This window comes from Burkholderiales bacterium, assembly GCA_035560005.1.
Lineage (GTDB): Bacteria > Pseudomonadota > Gammaproteobacteria > Burkholderiales > Eutrophovitaceae > DASRFY01.
Window position 1 is genome coordinate 11,855 of record DATMAN010000096.1, and the last position, 19,614, is coordinate 31,468.

A 19,614-nucleotide genomic window follows, 5' to 3' on the forward strand; every position below is an offset into this window, starting at 1 on the left:
GCGCAATGAAACGCTTCGACCTCCTGGTGATCGGCGGCGGCAGCGGCGGCGTGGCCACCGCCAATCGCGCTGCATCGTACGGGGCGCGTGTTGCGCTGTTCGAGCCGGGCCGAATGGGCGGCACCTGCGTCAACGTGGGCTGCGTGCCGAAGAAGATCATGTGGAGCGCAGCCACGCTCGCCCACGCGATCGAGGAAGCCCGCGGCTACGGTTTCGAGGCGCACGCGGAACGCTTCGACTGGCGTGGCCTGAAGGTCCGCCGCGACGACTACATCCGCAAGCTGAATGCCGGTTACGAGCGCGGACTGACCAACAACAAGGTCTCGATCGTGCGCGCATTCGCGCGCTTCGTCGCGCCCGATACGCTCGAGGCGGGCGGCGAGCGCTACAGCGCCCCCCATGTCGTCGTTGCGGTCGGCAGCCATCCGATCGTGCCCGAGATCCCGGGCGCGGCGCTCGGGATCACCTCCGATGGATTCTTCGAGCTGGAGCGCCGGCCCGACAAGGTCGCCATCGTCGGCGCCGGATACGTCGCGGTGGAGTTGAGCGGAGTCCTGCGAGCGCTCGGCGCGGAAGTGACCGTGCTGATCCGCCGCGAGCGGGTGCTGCGCTCGTTCGATGCGATGCTCGGCACCCGGCTTATGGAACAGATGGAGGCGGACGGCATTCGCATCGTCCGACATTCGCAGGTGGGTCGCGTCGAGCGCGCGGCGGACGGGCTGCGGATCGAGTACGGCGCAGGCGCGCTCCCGGGATTCGACACGCTGATCTGGGCCATCGGACGCCAGCCGAACAGCGCGGGGCTGGGACTCGAAGCGATCGGCCTTCGGCCGGAGCCCGGCGGCGTGATTCCCACCGATGCGTTTCAGGAAACCGTGGTCAGGGGCGTGTACGCGATCGGCGACGTGACGGGCCGCTTCGAGCTGACACCCGTGGCCATCGCGGCTGGACGGCGGCTGGCGGATCGACTGTTCGGCGGCCAGACGGCGCGCCACCTGCCCTACGAGAACATACCCACCGTGCTGTTCACGCACCCGCCGATCGGCACGGTGGGTCTCTCGGAGCAGGCGGCAGTCGAGCGCTACGGCGCGGAGCAGATCAGGATCTACGAAACCGGCTTCATTCCGATGTACTACGCTTTCGGCGAACGCCAGCCCAGGTGCTTCATGAAGCTCGTCGTGGCGGGAGCCGAGGAGCGCATCGTCGGCTGCCACCTGATCGGCATGGGCGCGGATGAAATCCTGCAGGGCTTCGCCGTGGCGCTGCGCATGGGCGCGACCAAGGCCGATTTCGACGACACCGTGGCGATTCATCCCACGGTCGCGGAGGAGCTGGTCACCATGCGCGGCAGCCGCGCCGCGGCGCCGCAGGAATGAAGCATGAAGTAAGAAGGAAGACGGATCCATGATCGGGGTACACAGAGTAGCCGGATGAACGCTTTCGGGCCAGCACCGGCCGGCTTCTTCACGGCTCATCCTTCCTTGCTCCCTCATCCTTGATCTTGTGTTACCTTTGCGCCTCACACCCAACGGTTCGACGCTGCCGCACGGCAGTCTCCGCTCGAATCGAGAACAGAACAAAGACTTCGGACGCAGAGGAGGAGAGCGATGACAACCGCCAACGAAGCGCGTGAGCTTGTCCGGGAAGTGGAGAGAGGCCACTACGACCCGTACCAGCTCGACCCGAAAGATGTCCTGGATCCGCCGGTCGAGTTCGGTGCCATCCTGCGCAGAATCGGTCCCGGCCTGGTGCTCTCCGCCTCCATCGTGGGTTCCGGCGAACTGATCGCCACCACCACGCTGGGCGCCGAAGTCGGCTACGTGGTGATGTGGCTGATCATCTTCAGCTGTCTGATCAAGGCGGTGATCCAGGCCTTCCTCGGCCGCTACACGATCGTGCGCGGCGAGACCGGACTGGCCGCATTCAATCGCATTCCCGGCAGGCTGTGGAAGGTGAACTGGGTGCTGTGGGCCTGGGCGCTGATGGTGTTCTTCACGTTGTTCCAGATCTGCGCCATGTTCATCGGCGTTTCGCAGGCGATGAACCTGCTGGTCGCGGACATCGGTGTCACGTGGTGGGTCCTGGGCTTCTTTGTCCTGACCCTCGTCCTGCTGCTCGGCGGCGCCTACAAGCGCATCGAAGGCATCGCGATGATCAAGGTGGGGCTATTCACGCTCATCACGCTGCTCGCCGCGGTCGTGCTCACCCGGATGCCCCAGTACTTTTCCTGGAGCGATGTGACGAACGGGTTCCAGTTCGAGTTGCCCGAAGCCGGACTGAAGACCGCGCTCGCCACTTTCGGCATCACGGGCGTGGGCGCCACCGAGCTGTACATGTACACCTACTGGTGTGTCGAGAAGGGCTATGCCCGCTATACCGGCCCCTACGAGGACACGGAGGCCTGGCGCAAACGCGCCCGCGGCTGGATCCGGGTGATGCACGTGGACGTGGTCTTCTCCATGATCATCTACACCATCGCGACCATCGCCTTCTTCCTGCTGGGCGCCGGCATTCTGCATGGCATGGGCAAGGTGCCGGGCGGTACCGACATGATCGTCGTGCTGTCGAACATCTACACCGAGACGCTCGGCGGCTGGGCCAAATGGTTGTTCTACATCGGCGCCATCGTCATCCTGTACGGCACGATCTTCGCCGCCACTGCAGGACACTCCCGGATGTGTTCGGATTTCCTGCGGCTCACCGGCGTCTACGAGCACGACGACTACAAGGCACGACTGCGCTGGCGCGACACCTTCATCGTCGTGCTGGTGGCGATCCCCCTGGGGATGTACTTCATCTTCGGGCAGGCGCCTGTCGACATGGTGCGCTGGGGCGGCATCGCGCAGGCGTGGACGCTGCCGATCCTGAGCCTGGGGACCCTGTATCTTTATCACCGATTCATGCCGAAGGAACTCGCGGCGACCAGATTCATGACGATCGTCCTGTGGCTGGGCGCAATCGTGATCACGGGCTTCGTACTGGTGAGCGAGTTCCGCCGCTTCATGGCCTGAGCCAGAGCGTACCCTGGGGAGAACGACAATGACGATCCAGCGATTCGAGGTGGGCCCGAGGCTCTCGCAGGTAGTGATCCACGGCGACACGGTCTACACGGCCGGCATCGTCGCCGACGATCCCAACGCGGACGTCGGCGGCCAGACCGGCCAGATTCTGGACAAGATCGATCGCTATCTGAAGGAAGCCGGAACCGACAAGACCCGGATCGTGATGGCCACGATCTGGCTGTCCGACATCCGCTATTACGACGAGATGAACGCAGTGTGGGACATGTGGGTGCCGAAGGGCCACACGCCTGCACGCGCGTGCGTGGAATCCCGGCTGGCCACGCCGCGATACAAGGTGGAAATCCGGGTCATCGCCGCGCGCTGATCCGGCTGCGTGCTCGCGCGGCGCGTGCGCGCGGTTGCCTGAGGGAATGCAATAGTGCCCGGGGAGGAAATCATGGATACAGCAACCGCCACCGCACGAACCGCCGTCAGGCACGCGGCTCACTTCGATCCCTACAAGCTCGATCCGCGCAACGTGGTCGAGCCGCCCGTGGGCACCGGCTCGATCCTGCGCCGCATTGGACCCGGGCTGGTGCTCTCCGCCTCGATCGTCGGGTCCGGTGAACTGATCGCCACGACCACGCTGGGCGCCAGGTTCGGCTACACCATGATGTGGCTGATCATCGTGAGCTGCGTGATCAAGGCGGTCGTGCAGGCGGTGCTGGGCCGCTACATCATCGCCAGCGGCGAGACCACGCTGATCGCCTTCTCCCGCATCCCCGGCCCGAAGGCGCTCGTCAACTGGGTCGCCTGGTGCTGGTTCGCGGCAACCGTGGCCGTGCTCTTCGCGCTCACCGGGATGTACATCGGCGTCTCGCAGGTGATGCACGGCCTGTTCCCGACCGTTCCCGTCACGGCGTGGGTACTGAGCTTCATGGTTCTCACCCTGGTGCTACTGCTCGGCGGCGCCTATCCGCGCATCGAAAAGATCGCGATGATCAAGGTCGCGCTGTTCACCCTGATCACCTGCTTGTCCGCGGTGATCCTGATGAACATGCCGCAGTACTTCTCCTGGGGCGACGTGCTCGACGGACTGCACTTCCGCATGCCGGAGGGTGAAGGGCTGGCGGTGGCGATCGCGGTGTTCGGCATTACCGGCGTGGCTTCCGGGGAGCTGTGCATCTATCCCTACTGGTGCATCGAGAAGGGCTATGCGCGCTTTACCGGGCCGCGCGAGGACACGGATGCCTGGCGCAGGCGCGCGCGCGGCTGGATCCGGGTGATGCACACGGACGTGGTGGTATCGATGATCATCTACACGCTCGCCACCATCGCGTTCTACCTGCTGGGCGCGGGCGTCCTGCACGGCATGGGGCAGGTCCCGGGCGGCAAGGAAATGATCTCGGCGCTGTCCAACATCTATACGCAAACACTCGGCGCCTGGTCCTTGTGGCTGTTCTACCTGGGCGCGGTGATGATCCTCTACGGCACCGTATTCGCGGTCACCGCCGGCAACTCGCGCATGCTGGCTGATTTCTGCCAGCTGCTGGGCGCGTTCGCGCGCGACGATTACCGGCGGCGCACCCGTTTTCGCGATCTGTTCATCTTTCTCATCACGGTGCTCGCGGTGTCGCTGTACTTCGTGTTCGGGCAGGCGCCGGTGACGCTGGTGGTCTGGACCGGCATCGGCCAGGCCGCGCTGCTGCCGATCGTGGCTTTCGGCACGCTGTTTCTCGCCACGCGCCACCTCGTGCCGGAGCTCAAGGTTCCCGGCTGGATGATGGGGCTGCTGTGGATCGCAGCCGTGGTGATTACCGTGTTCATCGTGCCGTCGCTGTACCTCGAATTCGTCAAGATGTTCTGAGTTCGCATCGCCCTCCGTCTTCGGCTGCCTGCGGGAGGAGTGGCTCGAGGTGAGCCGGGTGTCGCGCCATGTCTGTTCTCGCCCAAGCCGCCGTCTTCCTCGCCGCCGCCGTGGTCGCGGTGCCGCTGTTTCGCCGTCTTCGCCTGGGGGCAGTGCTTGGCTACCTCGCCGCAGGAATCGCGATCGGTCCCTTCGGCCTGGGCATCATCGGCGAAGTCGACCACGTCATGCACTTCGCGGAGCTGGGCGTGGTGCTGCTGCTGTTCGTGATCGGACTGGAGCTGCAACCTTCGCGGCTTTGGGTACTGCGCAAGGCGGTGTTCGGGCTGGGCGGCGCGCAGGTCGCCGTCACCGCTGCGGTCCTGGCCGGGGTCGGGCTGGCCCTGGGGCTGTCGTGGCCGGCGGCGCTGGTGGTGGGACTGGCGCTGTCGATGTCCTCCACCGCTTTCGTGCTGCAAGTGCTGGCCGAACGCGGCGAGCTCACCACCCGGCACGGCCGCTCCGGCTTCGCCATTCTGCTGTTTCAGGATCTGGCGGTCATTCCACTGCTCGCGCTGATTCCCCTGCTCGGCATCGGCGAGGACATTCCCAGCGGCGCACAGGCCTGGCTCGCGGCACTGAAGGCCGTGGGCGTCGTGGCGCTCGTGGTGGTCGGCGGACGCTACCTGCTGCGTCCCGTGCTGCGCGCGGTCGCGGCCAGCCGCATCCAGGAGATCTTCACCGCGGCCGCGCTGCTCACCGTGATCGGGACCGCGCTGCTGGTGTCCGGTACGGGGCTTTCGATGTCGCTTGGCGCTTTTCTTGCCGGGGTGCTGCTCGCCGACTCCGAATTCCGTCACGAGCTGGAAGCCAACATCGAGCCCTTCAAGGGCCTGCTGCTCGGATTGTTCTTCATATCGGTCGGCATGTCGGTGGATCTCGGTCTGCTCGCGCGCGAGCCGCTCAGGATCGGTCTCACGGTGGCGGGGCTGATGCTGGCCAAGGCCGCCGTGTTGTTCCTTCTGGGCCGGCTGTCGGGGCACAACGCGCGATCGTCGCGGCGCCTGGCGGTGGCGCTGGCGCAAGGCGGCGAGTTTGCCTTCGTGCTGTTCGCGCTCGCCGCTGGTGCCGGAATTATGAGCCCCGCATTGTCCGACCGGCTGGTGATCGTGGTCACGCTGTCGATGATGCTCACGCCGCTCGCCTTGGCACTTGACGAGCGCATCGGGCGCAGGCGCCCGCTCGAGCCCGAGGAAAAGTTCGAAGAAATCGACGCCGGGGAAGTCCCGGTGGTGATCGCGGGTTTCGGGCGGGTCGGACAGATCGTGGGACGCGTGCTGCGCGCCCGCAACATCGCCTTTACCGCGCTGGACAAGAGCAGCGAACAGATCGAGACGGTGCGCCGTTTCGGCACGCGCGCCTACTACGGCGATGCCTCCCGTCTCGACCTGCTGCGCGCGGCGAAGATCGACAAGGCCAGGATCTTCGTGCTGGCTATCGACGATGTGGAAACCTCCCTGCGCACTGCGGAGACCGTGCGGCGCCACTTTCCGCACGTCAAGATCTTCGCCCGCGCCCGCAACCGCTTCCACGCCTACCGCCTCATGGATCTGGGGGTGGAGTTCATCGTCCGTGAGACCTTCTTCTCTTCCATGCAGATCGCCGAACAGGTGCTGCGGGCCGTTGGGCTGCCTGGCGTGGATGCGAAGGACACCGTCGAGACCTTCCGCCGCCACGACGAACAGATGCTGCAGCGCCAGCACGCGGTCTATCACGACGAAACGCAACTGATTCAGACTACCCAGGAGGCGGCGCGCGAGCTGCAGGGCCTGTTCGAGTCCGACAGCGAAGATCGCCTTCGTGACGCCACCCGCCCGGTCTTCACATCCGATGACGTCCGCTAAGAAGACGGGAAGCATGCAGGTATCGCGATTGTTTCAGTGGCTTCTACCGGACCTTGTGACGAACGTGGCATATCTGCGCGCGCAGCTCCAGACCTGATGCATATGCGTGCTTGCGGGAGCGTTACTTTCCCTCTCCTGGATTTCCTCGCCATCCGTTGCCGGTGATGAGGGCTCCCCAACTGTACGACGCGGTGGCACGGCCGGGGTAGCGGTATTCGGCCGCGCGTTGCCGGCGCGCACAGGAGCGGCGGGGTCTCCTGAATCCGCACCCGCAGTTCTGGTGAGAAACGACCTGGACGTCAACACAGTGTTCGGCCGGAACGGGATTGGACCCCGGCCGAGCCGTGACGCCGGAACTATCGTTGGCACTGCCGGGCACATTCGCCAGCCGATTCCGCAGGACGAGTATCAGCTCGTTTCGCGGGGCGTGCGGGCGAGTGAAACAGCCGGGCCGTCGCGTCGCTGACCGGAATCTACCCGGGATAGCGATTGGGCAGCCGAAGATCATTCGGCTGCCCTCTTTATGTCTTGCCGGCGGTGATTGTCTTTGGAAGCGCCTGTTGACTCTGTACTCGGCTACGGGATTAGCCTTTAGATGCATGGTATGCAACCAAGGAGATTTTCGTGTCCGAAGGAAAAGGCGAATCGGTGACCTTGGCTGCCGGAGGATTGGCTGCCCTGCTGGCCTCGGCATGCTGCTTGGGACCACTTGTGCTGGTGAGCATCGGCCTCGGCGGTGCCTGGATGTCCAGTCTGACGGCACTCGAGCCGTATCGGCCGTACTTCATCGGTGCCGCGCTCGTTGCGCTTTTCCTTGCGTGGCGGCGCATTTATCGACCTGCTGTCGAGTGCAAGCCCGGTGAGGTGTGCGCGCAGCCACAGAGTAAGCGTGTTTACAGAGGATTGTTCTGGGCCGTGGCGGCACTCGTTTTGGTTGCACTGCTCTTCCCTTATCTCGCTCCGTTGTTCTATTGATTAGGAGATTGACTCATGAAAAGCGTCATATCGGCAATTGCCAGCGTCGTACTTGTCGCAGTGGGATCGTTGGCGTATGCAGTCAATCGCACGGTCACGCTGGACATTCCGGGGATGAATTGCCCGGCATGTCCGATCACGGTCAAGAAGGCGCTGCAAAGGGTTGAGGGCGTCGAGAACGTCTTGGTCAGTTATGAAAGAAGGGAGGCAGTGGTCACGTTCGACGACGCCAAGGCAAACGTCGAGACGCTCATCAAAGCCACGACCAACGTCGGTTACCCATCCACGGTCAAGACCAATTGACGCCAAACGGCATGCCGACGCAGGCCGGGAATTGCGAACCGCAGACAAACCCGGCATTCGAACTGCACCCGACCAGGCGGATCGCCAGGCGGGTGAGCACCGGACGCTTCGCCATCCCGCGACGTTTTTGCTGACGCTCGATGAAACCTTTGACATCGGCCAGCGGGTGAACGTGACGCGTTACCGTGACGTATTGCAGCCAATTGGAGTAATCCGAACATGAAGACGCTCGAACTTCGCATCACCGGCATGACCTGCGATCACTGCGCGCGCACCATCGAAGGCGCACTGAAGACGGTGCCCGGCGTCACAAACGTGGCGGTCTCGTATCCTGAAGGCACGGCTCATGTCGCAGGCGAGACACCAGAGACCGACGCTCTGGTTGCCGCGGTTCGCGCAGCGGGTTATGGCGCCGAGTTGCTTGGCCCAAGAGTGCGCAACAGGCAACCGCGCCACGCGGAGTCGTTGATCGGAAAGGCGCTCGACGTTGCAAAAGGGCTGTCTGTACTCCAAGCACGACGGCCGGCGCAGCGCCCGGAGCATATCGCGATCATCGGCAGCGGTTCCGCGGCCTTCGCGGCTGCCATCCGGGCGACGGAAGAAGGCGTCCGCGTGACCATGATCGAGCAGGGCACACTGGGCGGCACGTGCGTCAACGTGGGCTGCGTGCCTTCCAAGATCATGATCCGCGCGGCACACATCGTGCACGAAGCCCAAGGTCATCCGTTCGACGGCGTGGGGCGCCATGCGCTTGCCGTCGACCGACGCAGGATGCTGGCGCAGCAGCAGGCGCGCGTCGATGAACTGCGCCAGGCCAAATACCAGGGCATTCTCGATGCCAACCCTGGGATCGCCTTGCTGCACGGACGCGCCCGCTTCAAAGCGCCGAAGGTCATCGAGGTTGAGGAGGAAGCCGGACGAAAGCGAGAGATCCACGCGGACCGCGTGCTGATTGCGACCGGCGCGGCGCCGGCGGTGCCACCGATTCCCGGACTCCAGGAAACGCCGTTCTGGACCTCGACCGAAGCACTGGTCGCCGAAGAAATTCCCCAACACCTGATCGTACTCGGCGGCTCCGTGGTCGGCCTGGAGCTGGGGCAGGCCTTCCGGCGCCTGGGCGCACGGGTCACGGTATTGGAGTTGCTGGACCGACTGCTGCCGATCGAGGACCAGGACATCAGTCAAGGCCTGCGCGAGGCGCTGGAGGCGGAAGGCATCGAGGTTCACACCGGCTTCAGGACGCAGTCTGTCAGCCACCGCGACGGCCGCTTCGAGATCAAGGGCGAGGGCAAAACGCTCGCGGGCCACCGGCTGCTGGTTGCCACGGGACGCCGGCCGAACACCGCCGACCTCGGCTTGGAGGCCATCGGCGTCAAGACGCTCAAGAACGGCGCGATCGAGGTGAACGATCGTCTGGAAACCAGCGTGCCCGGCATTTACGCAGCCGGAGACTGTACCAGCCACCCCCAGTTTGTGTATGTGGCGGCGGCCGGTGGCACTCGGGCGGCCGTCAATATGACGGGTGGGGAATCGGCGCTCGACCTGTCGACCATGCCTGCGGTGGTCTTTACCGATCCGCAGGTCGCGACCGTCGGTTTGAACGAGGCGGAGGCACGCGGGAAGGGTCTGCAGATCGAAGTCCGGTCGCTCACGCTCGACAACGTGCCGCGCGCGCTCGCGAACTTCGACACCCGCGGGTTCATCAAGCTGGTCGCGGAAAGAGACAGCGGCCGGTTGCTCGGCGCCCAGATCCTCGCGCCCGAGGCTGGCGAGATCATCCAGATCGCCGCGCTGGCGATCCGCCACGGCATGACCGTGCAGGACATCGGCAACGAGATGTTTCCGTATCTCGTCATGGCCGAGGGACTGAAGCTTTGCGCGCAGACCTTCACCAAGGACGTGAAACAGCTGTCCTGCTGCGCCGGGTGAAAGCTCGACGGCTCACGTGCAGCGCCATGACACGCATGCGATCCGGTGCCGCACGGACGTACAGCATCGCCGAAGCAGCACACAAAGCAGGGCTGAGCCTTCACCGGGTGCGGGTCTACCTTGATATGGGGCTGGTACAAGCTTGCGGTGCCACCGCCGGTGGCTATCGATTGTTCGACGCGACCTGCATCGAACTGGTCAAGTAGGGGGCCAAAGCCCTTCCCCTTGCCGAACACATCGGATCGAACCCGATCATGGTCATGTTCCAGGCCAACAAGCGTCGTCAAGCGCTCATTGACGGCCCAGCAGCAACCGACTACGGGACAGGGCTCCCGCCGGACGCACCCTGCGAGGTCGAGAAGTAAGGTCTTCGCCTCCCGCGGTGTCTATTGGATCAGAAGCACCGGGCTTTCCGGACCGGAGAAGCTCGTGGCGGTTCCCAGGGGGAGATGTACCGGCAAGCCGTTGAATACACCGGGACACTTTGACAGGAGATTTCCGATGGGCGTTGTCAAGAGTATCCGGGCGGTTGCGGCTGCCGCGATGGCTATTTCAACGGGTTCGTTCTCGGCAGCCGTTTTTGGAATCCGGGCGTAAGGCATGTCTACGCTGACTGCCGCGCTGCACGGCACCTGGCCGCCACCGGAAAAGTCACGCATCCGCCAGGATCGGACGCCGCGTATATCTGCGGATATCCCGTCAATCCTTCCGGTTCAGGGAATCCGCGGCATGGACCAGGCAGCATTTGAGATGGCAGTGCGCGCCTATTCTTCCGATCTGTTTCGATTCGCCTACTGGCTGTGCCGCAACCGCTGGCAGGCTCAGGACCTGGTGCAGGAGGCATTCGCCGCCGCGTGGAAGGCGCGCAATGCCCTCCGGGAGCCAGGTGCGATCAAGACCTGGTTGTTTACCATTCTGCGCAATGAACATGTTCGGGTCCATCAGCGCAGGCAGCTGCCGATGGAGGACGTGGAGCTGGACGAGTTGAACTCGCCGGCGTCCGGCAATCCGTCTGAAAAGGTGGAGTTGGACGCGTTGCTCAGGACGCTGCCTGAAAACTACCGAGAGCCGCTCGTGCTTCAGGTGCTGGGCGGCTTCAGTTGCCGCGAGATCGCCGAGATGATGAACATCACCGAGCAGAACGTCATGACGCGCCTGACTCGCTCCCGCCAAATGCTGCAACGCATGTCCACGCCGACACCACAAGCCGTACCGGCAAGGGAAAAGGGTTGAAACCATGGACTGCCTGACTCTGCGAAGAATCAAGTTGGCCACGCCAGAGGCTTCACGGCCCGAGGTCGTCGCGCACCTGCGCGACTGCGCGGACTGCGCGAGCTTCGTGCAAGAACTGGAAGCCTTCGAGCGCAAGCTGCAGCAGGTAGTGGCCGTACCGGTGCCGGAGGGTCTCGCGGACCAGATCGTTCTGCACCATCGAGAGTCCTCCGCGCCCAACCCGGCCGTTCGATCATGGCGATTCTGGCCGCTTCGCCCGACGCTGGCACTGGCGGCGAGTCTGGTGCTGGGGCTGTCGGCGATCATCGGCTACCAGCAGATCCAGGTGCAGTCTTCCAGGCAAGCGCTGGCCGCGAGCTTCGTGGCCCATGTGCTGTCCGAGCCTGAGGTGCTGCGGGCGCAGGAACACGTTGACCCCGCGAGACTGGCGCAAGCTCTGGCAAGCTACGGCAGCACGCTCAGCGGGCCGATCGGCGAGATCCGGCATCTCGGTCAGTGCCCGATCGACGGTGCGCTCGCTCATCATGTGTTCGTGCAGACGGCGCATGGCCCGGCGACGCTGATTCTGATGCCTGAGCGCCGCGCCAGCCTGCGCGATCCGCTCACCCGGGAGGGCTTCGCGGTGGTTATCCTGCCGCTGCGCGGTGGCAGCCTGGGCATCGTCGCGGACTCGCCCGACCGGGCCGTGAAGGTCGAAGAGCCGATCCGGGCGCGCATCCACTGGGAAGTCTAGCGAGTGCCTGTGGCGGCGGCCGCGGATGTAAGCTTTTGGGCGCAGCGCCTGTCTATCCGTTTGAGCGGCCGGCGTGCCGTTGACTGTAGCAACCATTGACCAGAGGAGAGCAAATGAAAGCAACCGACCTGATCGTCCATTCCGCCATCGCCAGCCTGCTCGCGCTGGGGGCTGCCCAGCCCGCATTCGCGCAGAAGGACATGGAGAAATGCGCCGGCATCGTCAAGGCCGGCAAGAACGACTGCGGCACTGCCAACTCGTCGTGCGCGGGCACGTCGAAGAAGGACGGGGACAAGGAGGCCTGGATCTATCTGCCCAAGGGGACGTGCGAGAAGATCGTCGGCGGCATCCTCGTCAAGAAGTGATCTCGCCGGGACCTCGTTCCCGGGTGGTGCCTGCCCGCGCGGCGCGCGCGGGGATCGGCTTGCGCGCGCCGCACTACCGGGCGCTGCTCGAACAGCGCCCGGCGCTGGGTTTCCTGGAAGTTCACAGCGAGAACTTCTTCGGCGCGGGCGGCCAGCCCCACTATTTCCTGGGCAAGGCCCGCGAGCTCTACCCCCTGAGCCTGCACGGCGTGGGGCTGTCGCTCGGATCGGTCGACCCGCTCAGCGATGAGCATCTTGCCGCGCTCGAGCGGCTCATCGAGCGCTACGAACCGGCCTTCGTTTCCGAGCATCTGTGCTGGTGTTCCTATGGCGGGCGCTACGCCAACGAGCTGCTGCCGCTGCCCTGCACCGAAGAGGCGCTGGCGCACGTGTGCTCGCGCATCGCCCGAGTCCAGGAGCGTCTCGGGCGGCGCATCCTGGTCGAGAACGTTTCGGCTTACGTGCGCTTCCGGTATTCGACGATTCCCGAGTGGGAGTTCTTCGCGGAGGTGCACCGACGCACGGGATGCGGCCTGCTGCTCGACGTCAACAACGTCTACGTGAACGCGGTGAACCAGGGTTTCAGCGCGGAGGCCTACATCGACGCCGTTCCAGCCGCGGCGATCGAAGAGATCCATCTAGCCGGTCACGAGGACACCGGCGAATGCCTGGTGGACACCCACGGCCGCGCGGTGCATCCCGCCGTGTGGACGCTTTATCGGCGCGCCATCGCCCGTCTGGGCGATCGCCCCACGCTCATCGAGTGGGATACCGATCTGCCCGAACTGCCGGTGCTGCTGGCGGAGGCGGCGAAAGCAGACCAGGTCATGTGCGATGCGCGCTCACTCGCTGCCTGAGCTGCAGGCCGGGTTTCTCGGCCGTCTGTTTTCCGCCGACGAGGCGCCGGAGCCGATCGTCGCGCAGGACGCCGGGCGCTTTTCGATCTATCGCGCCACGGTGTTCGCCAATCTCGGGGAGGCGCTGCGCGCCGTGTATCCGGTCGTGGAGCGCCTGACCGGCGAGCGGTTCTTCGCCCAGGCCGCCCGCCATTTCGTGCGGGATTACCCTTCTGCGAGCGGCGATCTGCACCGCTATGGCGCGGAATTTCCCCTGTTTCTGGCATCGTTCCAACCGGCCGCGTCGCTGCCTTACCTTGCGGACGTCGCGCGGCTGGAGTGGCTCTGGCACGAGGCATTTCACGCTGCCGATCATCAGCCGCTCGACCGCTCGCGCCTGGCGGCGATTCCGGCGGCACAGTGGCCGCAGCTGCGCCTGGGGTTTCAGCCCGCCGCCCGGCTGCTGCGCTCGCGCTACCCGGTGCATCGCATCTGGCAGGTCAATCAGCCCGACTATCGCGGCGACGACACGGTAAGTCTCGACGAGGGCGAAGCCCGGCTCCTCGTGTTCCGAGCGGGCTACGACGTGGTGATCCTGGCCCTGTGTGCCGGCGAATACGCTCTTGTCGATACGGCCATGCGCGGGGCGCAGCTCGCCCGTGCAGTGGAAGAGGCGCTCGCGGTCGACTCCACGCTCGACGTCAATGGCTGCCTGCGCCGTCTCGTGGAGCGCGAGGTCGTCGTCGATGTGTTCATTGAACCCACCAACGGAGTCCAGCCATGTGGAACAAATCGATGCGGTTCGTGACGGCCATCGCCCGCTGGCTGAATTTCGCCGCTCCGGTGCTGGACCTGGGCATCCGGCTGTATGTGGCAAATGTTTTCTTCAAGTCCGGGCTGACCAAGATCGCGAGCTGGGACACCACACTGGTGCTGTTCGAGTACGAGTACGCCGTGCCGCTGCTGCCGACCGCAGTGGCGGCCTGGCTCGCTACCGCCGTCGAGCTGATCTTCCCGGTACTGCTTGCCGTCGGGCTGGCCGGTCGCTTCAGCGCTTTCGTGCTGTTCGTGTTCAATTACGTCGCGGTGATCTCCTATCCGGGTTTGTCGGAAGGCGGATTCAAGGATCACTTTTACTGGGGCTTCCTGCTGCTGGTGCCGCTGTTCCACGGGCCGGGGAAGTTATCCGTGGACCATCTCATCCGTTGGCGAGTGGAGCGCGCGCAGCGCCCCTGAGGCCCGTGCCCGGCGCGCAGGTTCCGGGATTCATTCGATCGCCGTTTCCGGTTCCCGCGGCTTGCGACGGTGGCCCAGCGCCACGTAAAGGCCGCTCGCCACGATTACCGCCATTCCCAGGAAGGCCGGTGCGTCGGGAAAGTCTCCGAAAACCAGCAAGCCGAACAGCGTAGCCCAGAGGAGTTGGGCATAGCCGAGCGGCGAGAGAAACGACGCATCGGCCAGCTGCATCGCCTTGATCAGCGCGTAGTGCCCGGCGCCTCCCGCCACACCCAGCAGCATGAACAGCGGCCAGTGACGAAGCTGGGGTGTTTCCCAGAAGAAGGGAACGATCGGCGACATCAGCACGCAGCCCACCGCCGCCGTGTAGAAGAAAGTCACCATCGGCGGCTGTGTGGCGCTGAACCTGCGAGTCATGATCTGGTACAGGCTGTAGCAGGATGCCGCACCGAGCGCGAGCAGCGCCGGCCACTGCAACATCGCACTGCCTGGCCGAACGATGAAAAGCACGCCGGCGAATCCCGCGGCCACCGCGATCCACCGGCTCCGGCCGACCTGCTCGGACAGCAGCCAGACCGCGAGGATCGTCACCAGCAGCGGGGAAACGAAACTGATGGCCTTGACCTCCGCCATCGGCAGGAAGCTGAGCGCCCCGAAGTTGAACAGCGTCGAGCCCATCAGCAGCGCCGCGCGTACCAACTGTCCACCCGGTCGCGCGGTGCGCACCAGGCCGAGTCCCAGCCGTGGCGCAAGCAGCAGCACCATCAGGGCCGTGTGGACGAAGTAGCGGCTCCAGACGATCATCGGAACCGGGTAGTTGCGGCTCAGGAACTTGGCGGTCGTCTCCAGCACCGAGAAACAGGTGACCATCGCCATCATGTACAGCACGGCCCGGGCCTGCGCGCTGGAGGCTCGCAGCCGGGCAAGGCTCGAGGAGAACAAGGAATGCGCCGGTCAAGAAGCGAAGGACGCGGATTCTAACCGACCCTCGGAATCGCCCTCCAAAAGCGCTAGAATTGCGCCTCCCTGCCAGCAGACCGGCGCTCGGACAGCCTTTCGAAAGACGGAGCCCTCATCATGCGAGTCGAAGTTCATGTTCACGGAACGGTCCTGCTCAAGGCCGGCACCAGTACGGCTCAGATCGAGGCCGCTCTGCGGCCCTGGCTCGACTACATCGACGAAGACAGCCTGGGGGACGCCAAGAGCGTGCATCCGGACGAGCCTGGAATCGTCTTTGATCGGCGCCGGCGGGTGCTCGATGTGTGCTGGACCGGCGACGTGGGACGCAGCTTCCGGCAGATCCTGGGTGATGCGCTCGAGGCGCTCAACGCGTACAGCGAAGAGGCCGCTTCTTTCGACATCACCTACTATCACGCCGACGGACGCGACGAATTCGACGTGATGTTCGTCGGTCCGACCGCGGAGGCGATTCACGAGGCCCGCCGACGGCGGATGTTCGAAGACCTCCGGCACCTGCTCGGCCGCGAGTTCAGCGAGGCGGAAACCGGCCAGGTGCTCGCGCTGGTCGACCAGCTCTTCGAGCGCCACTGGCAGTCGGCGGAGGACGAATCGCAGCAGCAGTCCTCCGACGAACAAGCTGCGCCGATCGGCCGCAAGCAGCTGCACTGAATCGCGGCCAGCCTGGCCGGCGCGGAAGGTTTGCGCCGGCGTCCCCGGCGGCGCGCGCCGGGGACGGGTGTCCGACCAGACGATGAAGAGGGATATCGGCGGCGCGAACGCGCGCCTGCCCGCCGTGCGCCTGGTCGGCGCAAGCCGGAGCGTGGATGTGCGGGCCGTCATCGCGCTCGCGCTACCGCTCGTCGCCAATACCAGCATCCAGGCGGTACTCAATCTCACCGATACGTGGTTCGTGGGCCGGCTGTCCACCGAGGGTCTCGCCGCGGTCGGTGCGGTGTACTGGCTCACCATCGTGGCGATCCTGCTCGCCGGTGGGGCAGCCCTCGCGGTGCAGACCTTCGTGGCACAGGCCTTCGGCGCGGGAGACCACCCGCGCGCGGCGCGCGCGGCGTGGAACGGTCTGTGGGCCGTGCTGTTCACGACCCCGCTGTTCGTCGCCGTGGCGTTCGCCGGAGAAGCGCTGATCGGCCCGTTCGATCTTCCCGCCGCTATCCACGCTCAGGCGGTGGCCTACTGGTTCCCGCGCATGCTGGGCGGCTCGCTGGCGCTGGCCGTCTGGGCGCTGACCGGCTTCTTCAACGGCATCGGCCGCACCCAGGTCACCTTGGGCGTAATGACCTTCTCCGCGGTGCTCAACGCCGGCTTGAATCAGCTGTTCATCTTCGAGTTCGGCTGGGGCGTGGCCGGTGCGGCATGGGCAACGACCACCGCGTTGTTCGCCGCGGCCATGGTCGCAGCGTTGCTTCTGGCAAGCCGCGGCGTCGACCGGGAGTTCTCCACCCGTGCAGCCCTTGCGTTCGACGCAAAGCTCGCGCGAAATCTCGTGCTGGTCGGCCTGCCGATGGGGATCTTTCCGGCAATCGACGTCGGCGCCCTGGCGGCTTTCCAGCTCATGCAGTCGGGTTTCGGCGCGGTCGGCGGCGCCGCTTCGCAGATCGTGATGATGCTGACTTCGATCGCCTACATGCCCACCATGGGGTTCGCCCTCGCCGGCACCACGCTGGTCGGCCAATCGATCGGCGCCGGCGATCACGATTGGGCGGCGCGCGTGGGCAATACCATCATCGGGCTGTGCGTGACCTATATGGGCTGTGTCAGCGTCTTCCTGGCGCTGGCCGGACCGTGGATCCTTCCGCTGTTCATGGCAGCCGACGACGCACGGGCCGCGGACGTCGTCGCCCTGGGGCGTGCCCTGTTGTGGTTCGCGGCGGGATACCAGATCTTCGACGGGCTGAACCTGGGCGCACAGTTCTGCCTGCGCGGCACGGGCGACATGCGCGTGCCCACCGCGATGATCATCGTGCTGGCCTGGTTCGGATTCGTGCCCTTGTCGCACATGCTGATCTTTCCGCAGGGCGCGGGCTGGGTGGACTTTCTTCCGCAATTCGGATGGGGCGCGGTCGGCGGCTGGGCGGCTGCGCTGCTCTACACTGCCGCGCTCGGTCTGGCGGTCTGGCTGCGCTGGCGCTCCGGCGCCTGGCGCCGCATGGCTCTGCCTCGCTGATTCCTCGCGCGAACAGCCGAACCTGCGGCCACGATGCAATTTCCGCGCGCCGGATTTCGATGCAGATGTGTTTCGCGAGACAGGGCAAGCGGTTAAGATAACGCCGCCACGCGGCACCACACGCTTCGACAGGGGGACTCATGACGATACCCATCCGCATCGCATTTATGTCCATCCTCTGGGCGGCGTGCGCGGCGTTCGCCGCCGCGCCGCTGCCGCAGACCGCCCCCCAGGACGTGGGTATTTCACCCGAGCGCCTCGCGAGGCTCACCGCCGTGTACCAGCGTGCAGTCGATTCGGGGGAACTGCCCGGCGCGGTGATCATGATCGCGCGCGACGGCAAGCTCGCCTACGCGAAGGCGCTGGGTTGGCAGGACAAGGCCCGCAACGTTGCGATGAAGGAAGACTCCATCTTCCGCATCTATTCGATGACCAAGCCGGTGGTGAGCGTCGCGGCGATGATCCTGGTCGAGGAAGGATTGCTCGGGCTGCACGAACCGATCTCGAAGTACCTCCCGGAGTTCAAGGACATGAAAGTCGGTGTCGAGGGCACCGATGCCGCCGGGCAACCGACGTTCACGCGCGTGGATGCCAAGCGCCAGATCACGGTGCAGGACCTGCTGCGTCACACTTCCGGACTGACCTACGGCGCGTTCGTGCAGAGGACCGCCGTGCAGAGGCTATACAAGGACGCCGGGCTGTGGTCGCAGAAATGGATCCTGGAGGATTTCTGCAAGGCGCTCGCCAAGCTGCCGCTGCAGCACGAGCCGGGCACCACGTGGGAATATGGCCACTCGACCGACGTGCTCGGCCGGGTGGTCGAAGTGGTCTCCGGCAAACCGCTCGACCGATTTCTCGCCGAGCGGATCTTCATGCCGCTGGGGATGAACGACACCGCCTTCCACGTGCCTGCCGGCAAGCACGCCCGCCTCGCGGAGCCGATCCCGGACAAGTACACCGGCACCGTTCCCGAGCTAATCGACGTGCGCCAGCCGGCGACGTTCTTCGCCGGCGGCCACGGGCTGGTGTCCACGGCGGGAGACTACCTGCGCTTCACGCAGATGCTGTTGAACGGAGGGGAGCTTGACGGGGTGCGCATCCTCGGGCCACGCACCGTCGAGTACATGGCCTCGAACCATCTCCACGAGAAAATCGCGAAGGGCACGAACTATCTCCCGGGACCGGGCTACGGCTTCGGACTCGGCTTCGCCACGCGTCTGGAGGTCGGCATGTCGGAGTGGCCCGGCTCCGTCGGGGAATTCTTCTGGGGCGGCTACGCCGGCACCTATTTCTGGATCGATCCAGAAGCGAATCTCGCCGTGACCTACATGTCGCAAGAGCCCGCGCGACGCAACCATTATCGGGTCTTGTTGCGCAACACGGTCTATCAGGCCATCATCCAGTAGACGGTCCTTCAACGTTGCTTCCTTCTTCGCCCCTCGCGCGCGCTCTGCCCTCGCCCGGGCGGCGCGACAAGACCCGAATGCTCGCAATCGCCGCCCGCACCCTGATGCTTGCCTGGCTCCTGGCGCTGGGCGCGATCGCAACATTGGCTCGGGCACAGGACGAGGCGCCGTCGCGCGAAGCGATCCTGCTCGTGGCGCACCCGTTACTGCTCGACCCGAATTTCTCGCAGAGCGTAGTGCTGGTCACCTTTCCCCCGGACAGTGGACCCATGGGTGTCATTCTCAACAGGCCGAGCGGCGTGGAGCTGCGCTCGATCTGGCCCGACAGGCCGGAGCGCCAGGGACGTAGCGACATCATTCATTTCGGCGGACCTCTGGAGCCCGACGGCCTGCTGTTCGTGTTTCGCATGACGCCAGCGCCGGTGCGCGCGCTCTGGGTCACGGAGGACATCTACTTCAGCGGCGACGGACAGCTCCTCGAGCGGCTGCTTGAGGAAGAGCGTCCGGTCCCGCACCAGCGCTTCTTCGCCGGATATTCCGGCTGGGCGCGCGGGCAACTGGAGAGCGAGATCAGCGGCGGCAGCTGGTACGTGCTGCCCGTGGATGCCGGAGTGATCTTCGACATGCCGGTCGAGAGCATGTGGGAAAAGCTCTTCGAACGCGCCACTCTGCCCCGCGCTGCCGTCGAGAACAGATCTTGAACC

19 protein-coding genes are annotated in these 19,614 nt (G+C 65.2%); 18 read left to right on the plus strand and 1 reads right to left on the minus strand.

The window, feature by feature from the left end; all coding sequences use genetic code 11:
• Nucleotides 1-5: 5 nt before the first annotated feature.
• From gor to VNM24_14920, 14 genes are all read left to right on the plus strand, one after another.
• Nucleotides 6-1,376: a glutathione-disulfide reductase gene (gor, locus tag VNM24_14855; GenBank protein HWQ39859.1), complete on the plus strand. Its 1,371-nt coding sequence runs from the start codon at nucleotides 6-8 to the stop codon at nucleotides 1,374-1,376.
• Nucleotides 1,377-1,607: 231 nt separating this feature from the next.
• Nucleotides 1,608-3,011, plus strand: coding sequence for an Nramp family divalent metal transporter (locus VNM24_14860; GenBank protein ID HWQ39860.1), 1,404 nt, complete (start codon nucleotides 1,608-1,610; stop codon nucleotides 3,009-3,011).
• A 28-nt stretch (nucleotides 3,012-3,039) separates the two neighbouring features.
• Entirely contained in the window at nucleotides 3,040-3,387 is a 348-nt protein-coding gene (locus VNM24_14865; protein HWQ39861.1) for a RidA family protein, read from the plus strand.
• Between the two features lie 72 nt (nucleotides 3,388-3,459).
• A complete protein-coding gene (locus tag VNM24_14870; protein ID HWQ39862.1) occupies nucleotides 3,460-4,869 on the plus strand; it encodes an Nramp family divalent metal transporter in 1,410 nt (469 codons plus the stop codon).
• Nucleotides 4,870-4,937: 68 nt separating this feature from the next.
• Nucleotides 4,938-6,752: a monovalent cation:proton antiporter-2 (CPA2) family protein gene (locus VNM24_14875; GenBank protein HWQ39863.1), complete on the plus strand. Its 1,815-nt coding sequence runs from the start codon at nucleotides 4,938-4,940 to the stop codon at nucleotides 6,750-6,752.
• A 624-nt stretch (nucleotides 6,753-7,376) separates the two neighbouring features.
• Nucleotides 7,377-7,727 (plus strand): mercuric ion transporter MerT, encoded by a 351-nt coding sequence (gene merT, locus VNM24_14880; GenBank protein ID HWQ39864.1) that lies wholly within the window; start codon nucleotides 7,377-7,379, stop codon nucleotides 7,725-7,727.
• Nucleotides 7,728-7,742: 15 nt separating this feature from the next.
• Nucleotides 7,743-8,030 (plus strand): mercury resistance system periplasmic binding protein MerP, encoded by a 288-nt coding sequence (gene merP / locus VNM24_14885; protein ID HWQ39865.1) that lies wholly within the window; start codon nucleotides 7,743-7,745, stop codon nucleotides 8,028-8,030.
• A gap of 219 nt (nucleotides 8,031-8,249) precedes the next feature.
• A complete protein-coding gene (merA, locus tag VNM24_14890) occupies nucleotides 8,250-9,959 on the plus strand; it encodes a mercury(II) reductase (GenBank protein ID HWQ39866.1) in 1,710 nt (569 codons plus the stop codon).
• Nucleotides 9,960-10,688: 729 nt separating this feature from the next.
• The gene (locus tag VNM24_14895) at nucleotides 10,689-11,192 is read left to right on the plus strand and encodes a sigma-70 family RNA polymerase sigma factor (protein HWQ39867.1); all 504 of its coding nucleotides are present in this window, start codon (nucleotides 10,689-10,691) and stop codon (nucleotides 11,190-11,192) included.
• A 4-nt stretch (nucleotides 11,193-11,196) separates the two neighbouring features.
• A complete protein-coding gene (locus VNM24_14900; protein HWQ39868.1) occupies nucleotides 11,197-11,925 on the plus strand; it encodes a DUF3379 family protein in 729 nt (242 codons plus the stop codon).
• Nucleotides 11,926-12,038: 113 nt separating this feature from the next.
• Nucleotides 12,039-12,290, plus strand: coding sequence for a DUF2282 domain-containing protein (locus VNM24_14905; GenBank protein HWQ39869.1), 252 nt, complete (start codon nucleotides 12,039-12,041; stop codon nucleotides 12,288-12,290).
• Nucleotides 12,291-12,316: 26 nt separating this feature from the next.
• Entirely contained in the window at nucleotides 12,317-13,147 is an 831-nt protein-coding gene (locus tag VNM24_14910) for a DUF692 domain-containing protein (GenBank protein ID HWQ39870.1), read from the plus strand.
• On the plus strand, nucleotides 13,125-13,934 hold the full coding sequence (locus tag VNM24_14915) for a DNA-binding domain-containing protein (GenBank protein ID HWQ39871.1): 810 nt from the start codon (nucleotides 13,125-13,127) through the stop codon (nucleotides 13,932-13,934). Before VNM24_14910 ends, VNM24_14915 begins: the two co-directional genes overlap by 23 nt.
• Complete coding sequence (locus VNM24_14920; GenBank protein ID HWQ39872.1) at nucleotides 13,922-14,362, plus strand: DoxX family protein; 441 nt, start codon at nucleotides 13,922-13,924, stop codon at nucleotides 14,360-14,362. The genes VNM24_14915 and VNM24_14920 overlap by 13 nt, the downstream gene beginning before the upstream one ends.
• A 30-nt stretch (nucleotides 14,363-14,392) precedes the next feature.
• Here the strand turns inward: VNM24_14920 and VNM24_14925 are convergent, their stop codons facing one another.
• Nucleotides 14,393-15,304, minus strand: a complete 912-nt coding sequence (locus VNM24_14925) for a DMT family transporter (GenBank protein HWQ39873.1) — start codon at nucleotides 15,302-15,304, stop codon at nucleotides 14,393-14,395.
• Nucleotides 15,305-15,439: 135 nt separating this feature from the next.
• On the opposite strand from VNM24_14925, the gene VNM24_14930 reads away from it, so the two are divergent.
• From VNM24_14930 to VNM24_14945, 4 genes are all read left to right on the plus strand, one after another.
• Nucleotides 15,440-15,991 carry a DUF6806 family protein gene (locus VNM24_14930; GenBank protein ID HWQ39874.1) on the plus strand — a complete coding sequence of 184 codons (552 nt, stop codon included), beginning with the start codon at nucleotides 15,440-15,442 and terminating at the stop codon, nucleotides 15,989-15,991.
• A gap of 82 nt (nucleotides 15,992-16,073) precedes the next feature.
• A complete protein-coding gene (locus VNM24_14935) occupies nucleotides 16,074-17,504 on the plus strand; it encodes an MATE family efflux transporter (GenBank protein ID HWQ39875.1) in 1,431 nt (476 codons plus the stop codon).
• Nucleotides 17,505-17,644: 140 nt separating this feature from the next.
• Nucleotides 17,645-18,910 carry a serine hydrolase domain-containing protein gene (locus tag VNM24_14940; protein HWQ39876.1) on the plus strand — a complete coding sequence of 422 codons (1,266 nt, stop codon included), beginning with the start codon at nucleotides 17,645-17,647 and terminating at the stop codon, nucleotides 18,908-18,910.
• A 77-nt stretch (nucleotides 18,911-18,987) separates the two neighbouring features.
• Complete coding sequence (locus VNM24_14945) at nucleotides 18,988-19,611, plus strand: YqgE/AlgH family protein (protein ID HWQ39877.1); 624 nt, start codon at nucleotides 18,988-18,990, stop codon at nucleotides 19,609-19,611.
• Nucleotides 19,612-19,614: the final 3 nt, after the last annotated feature.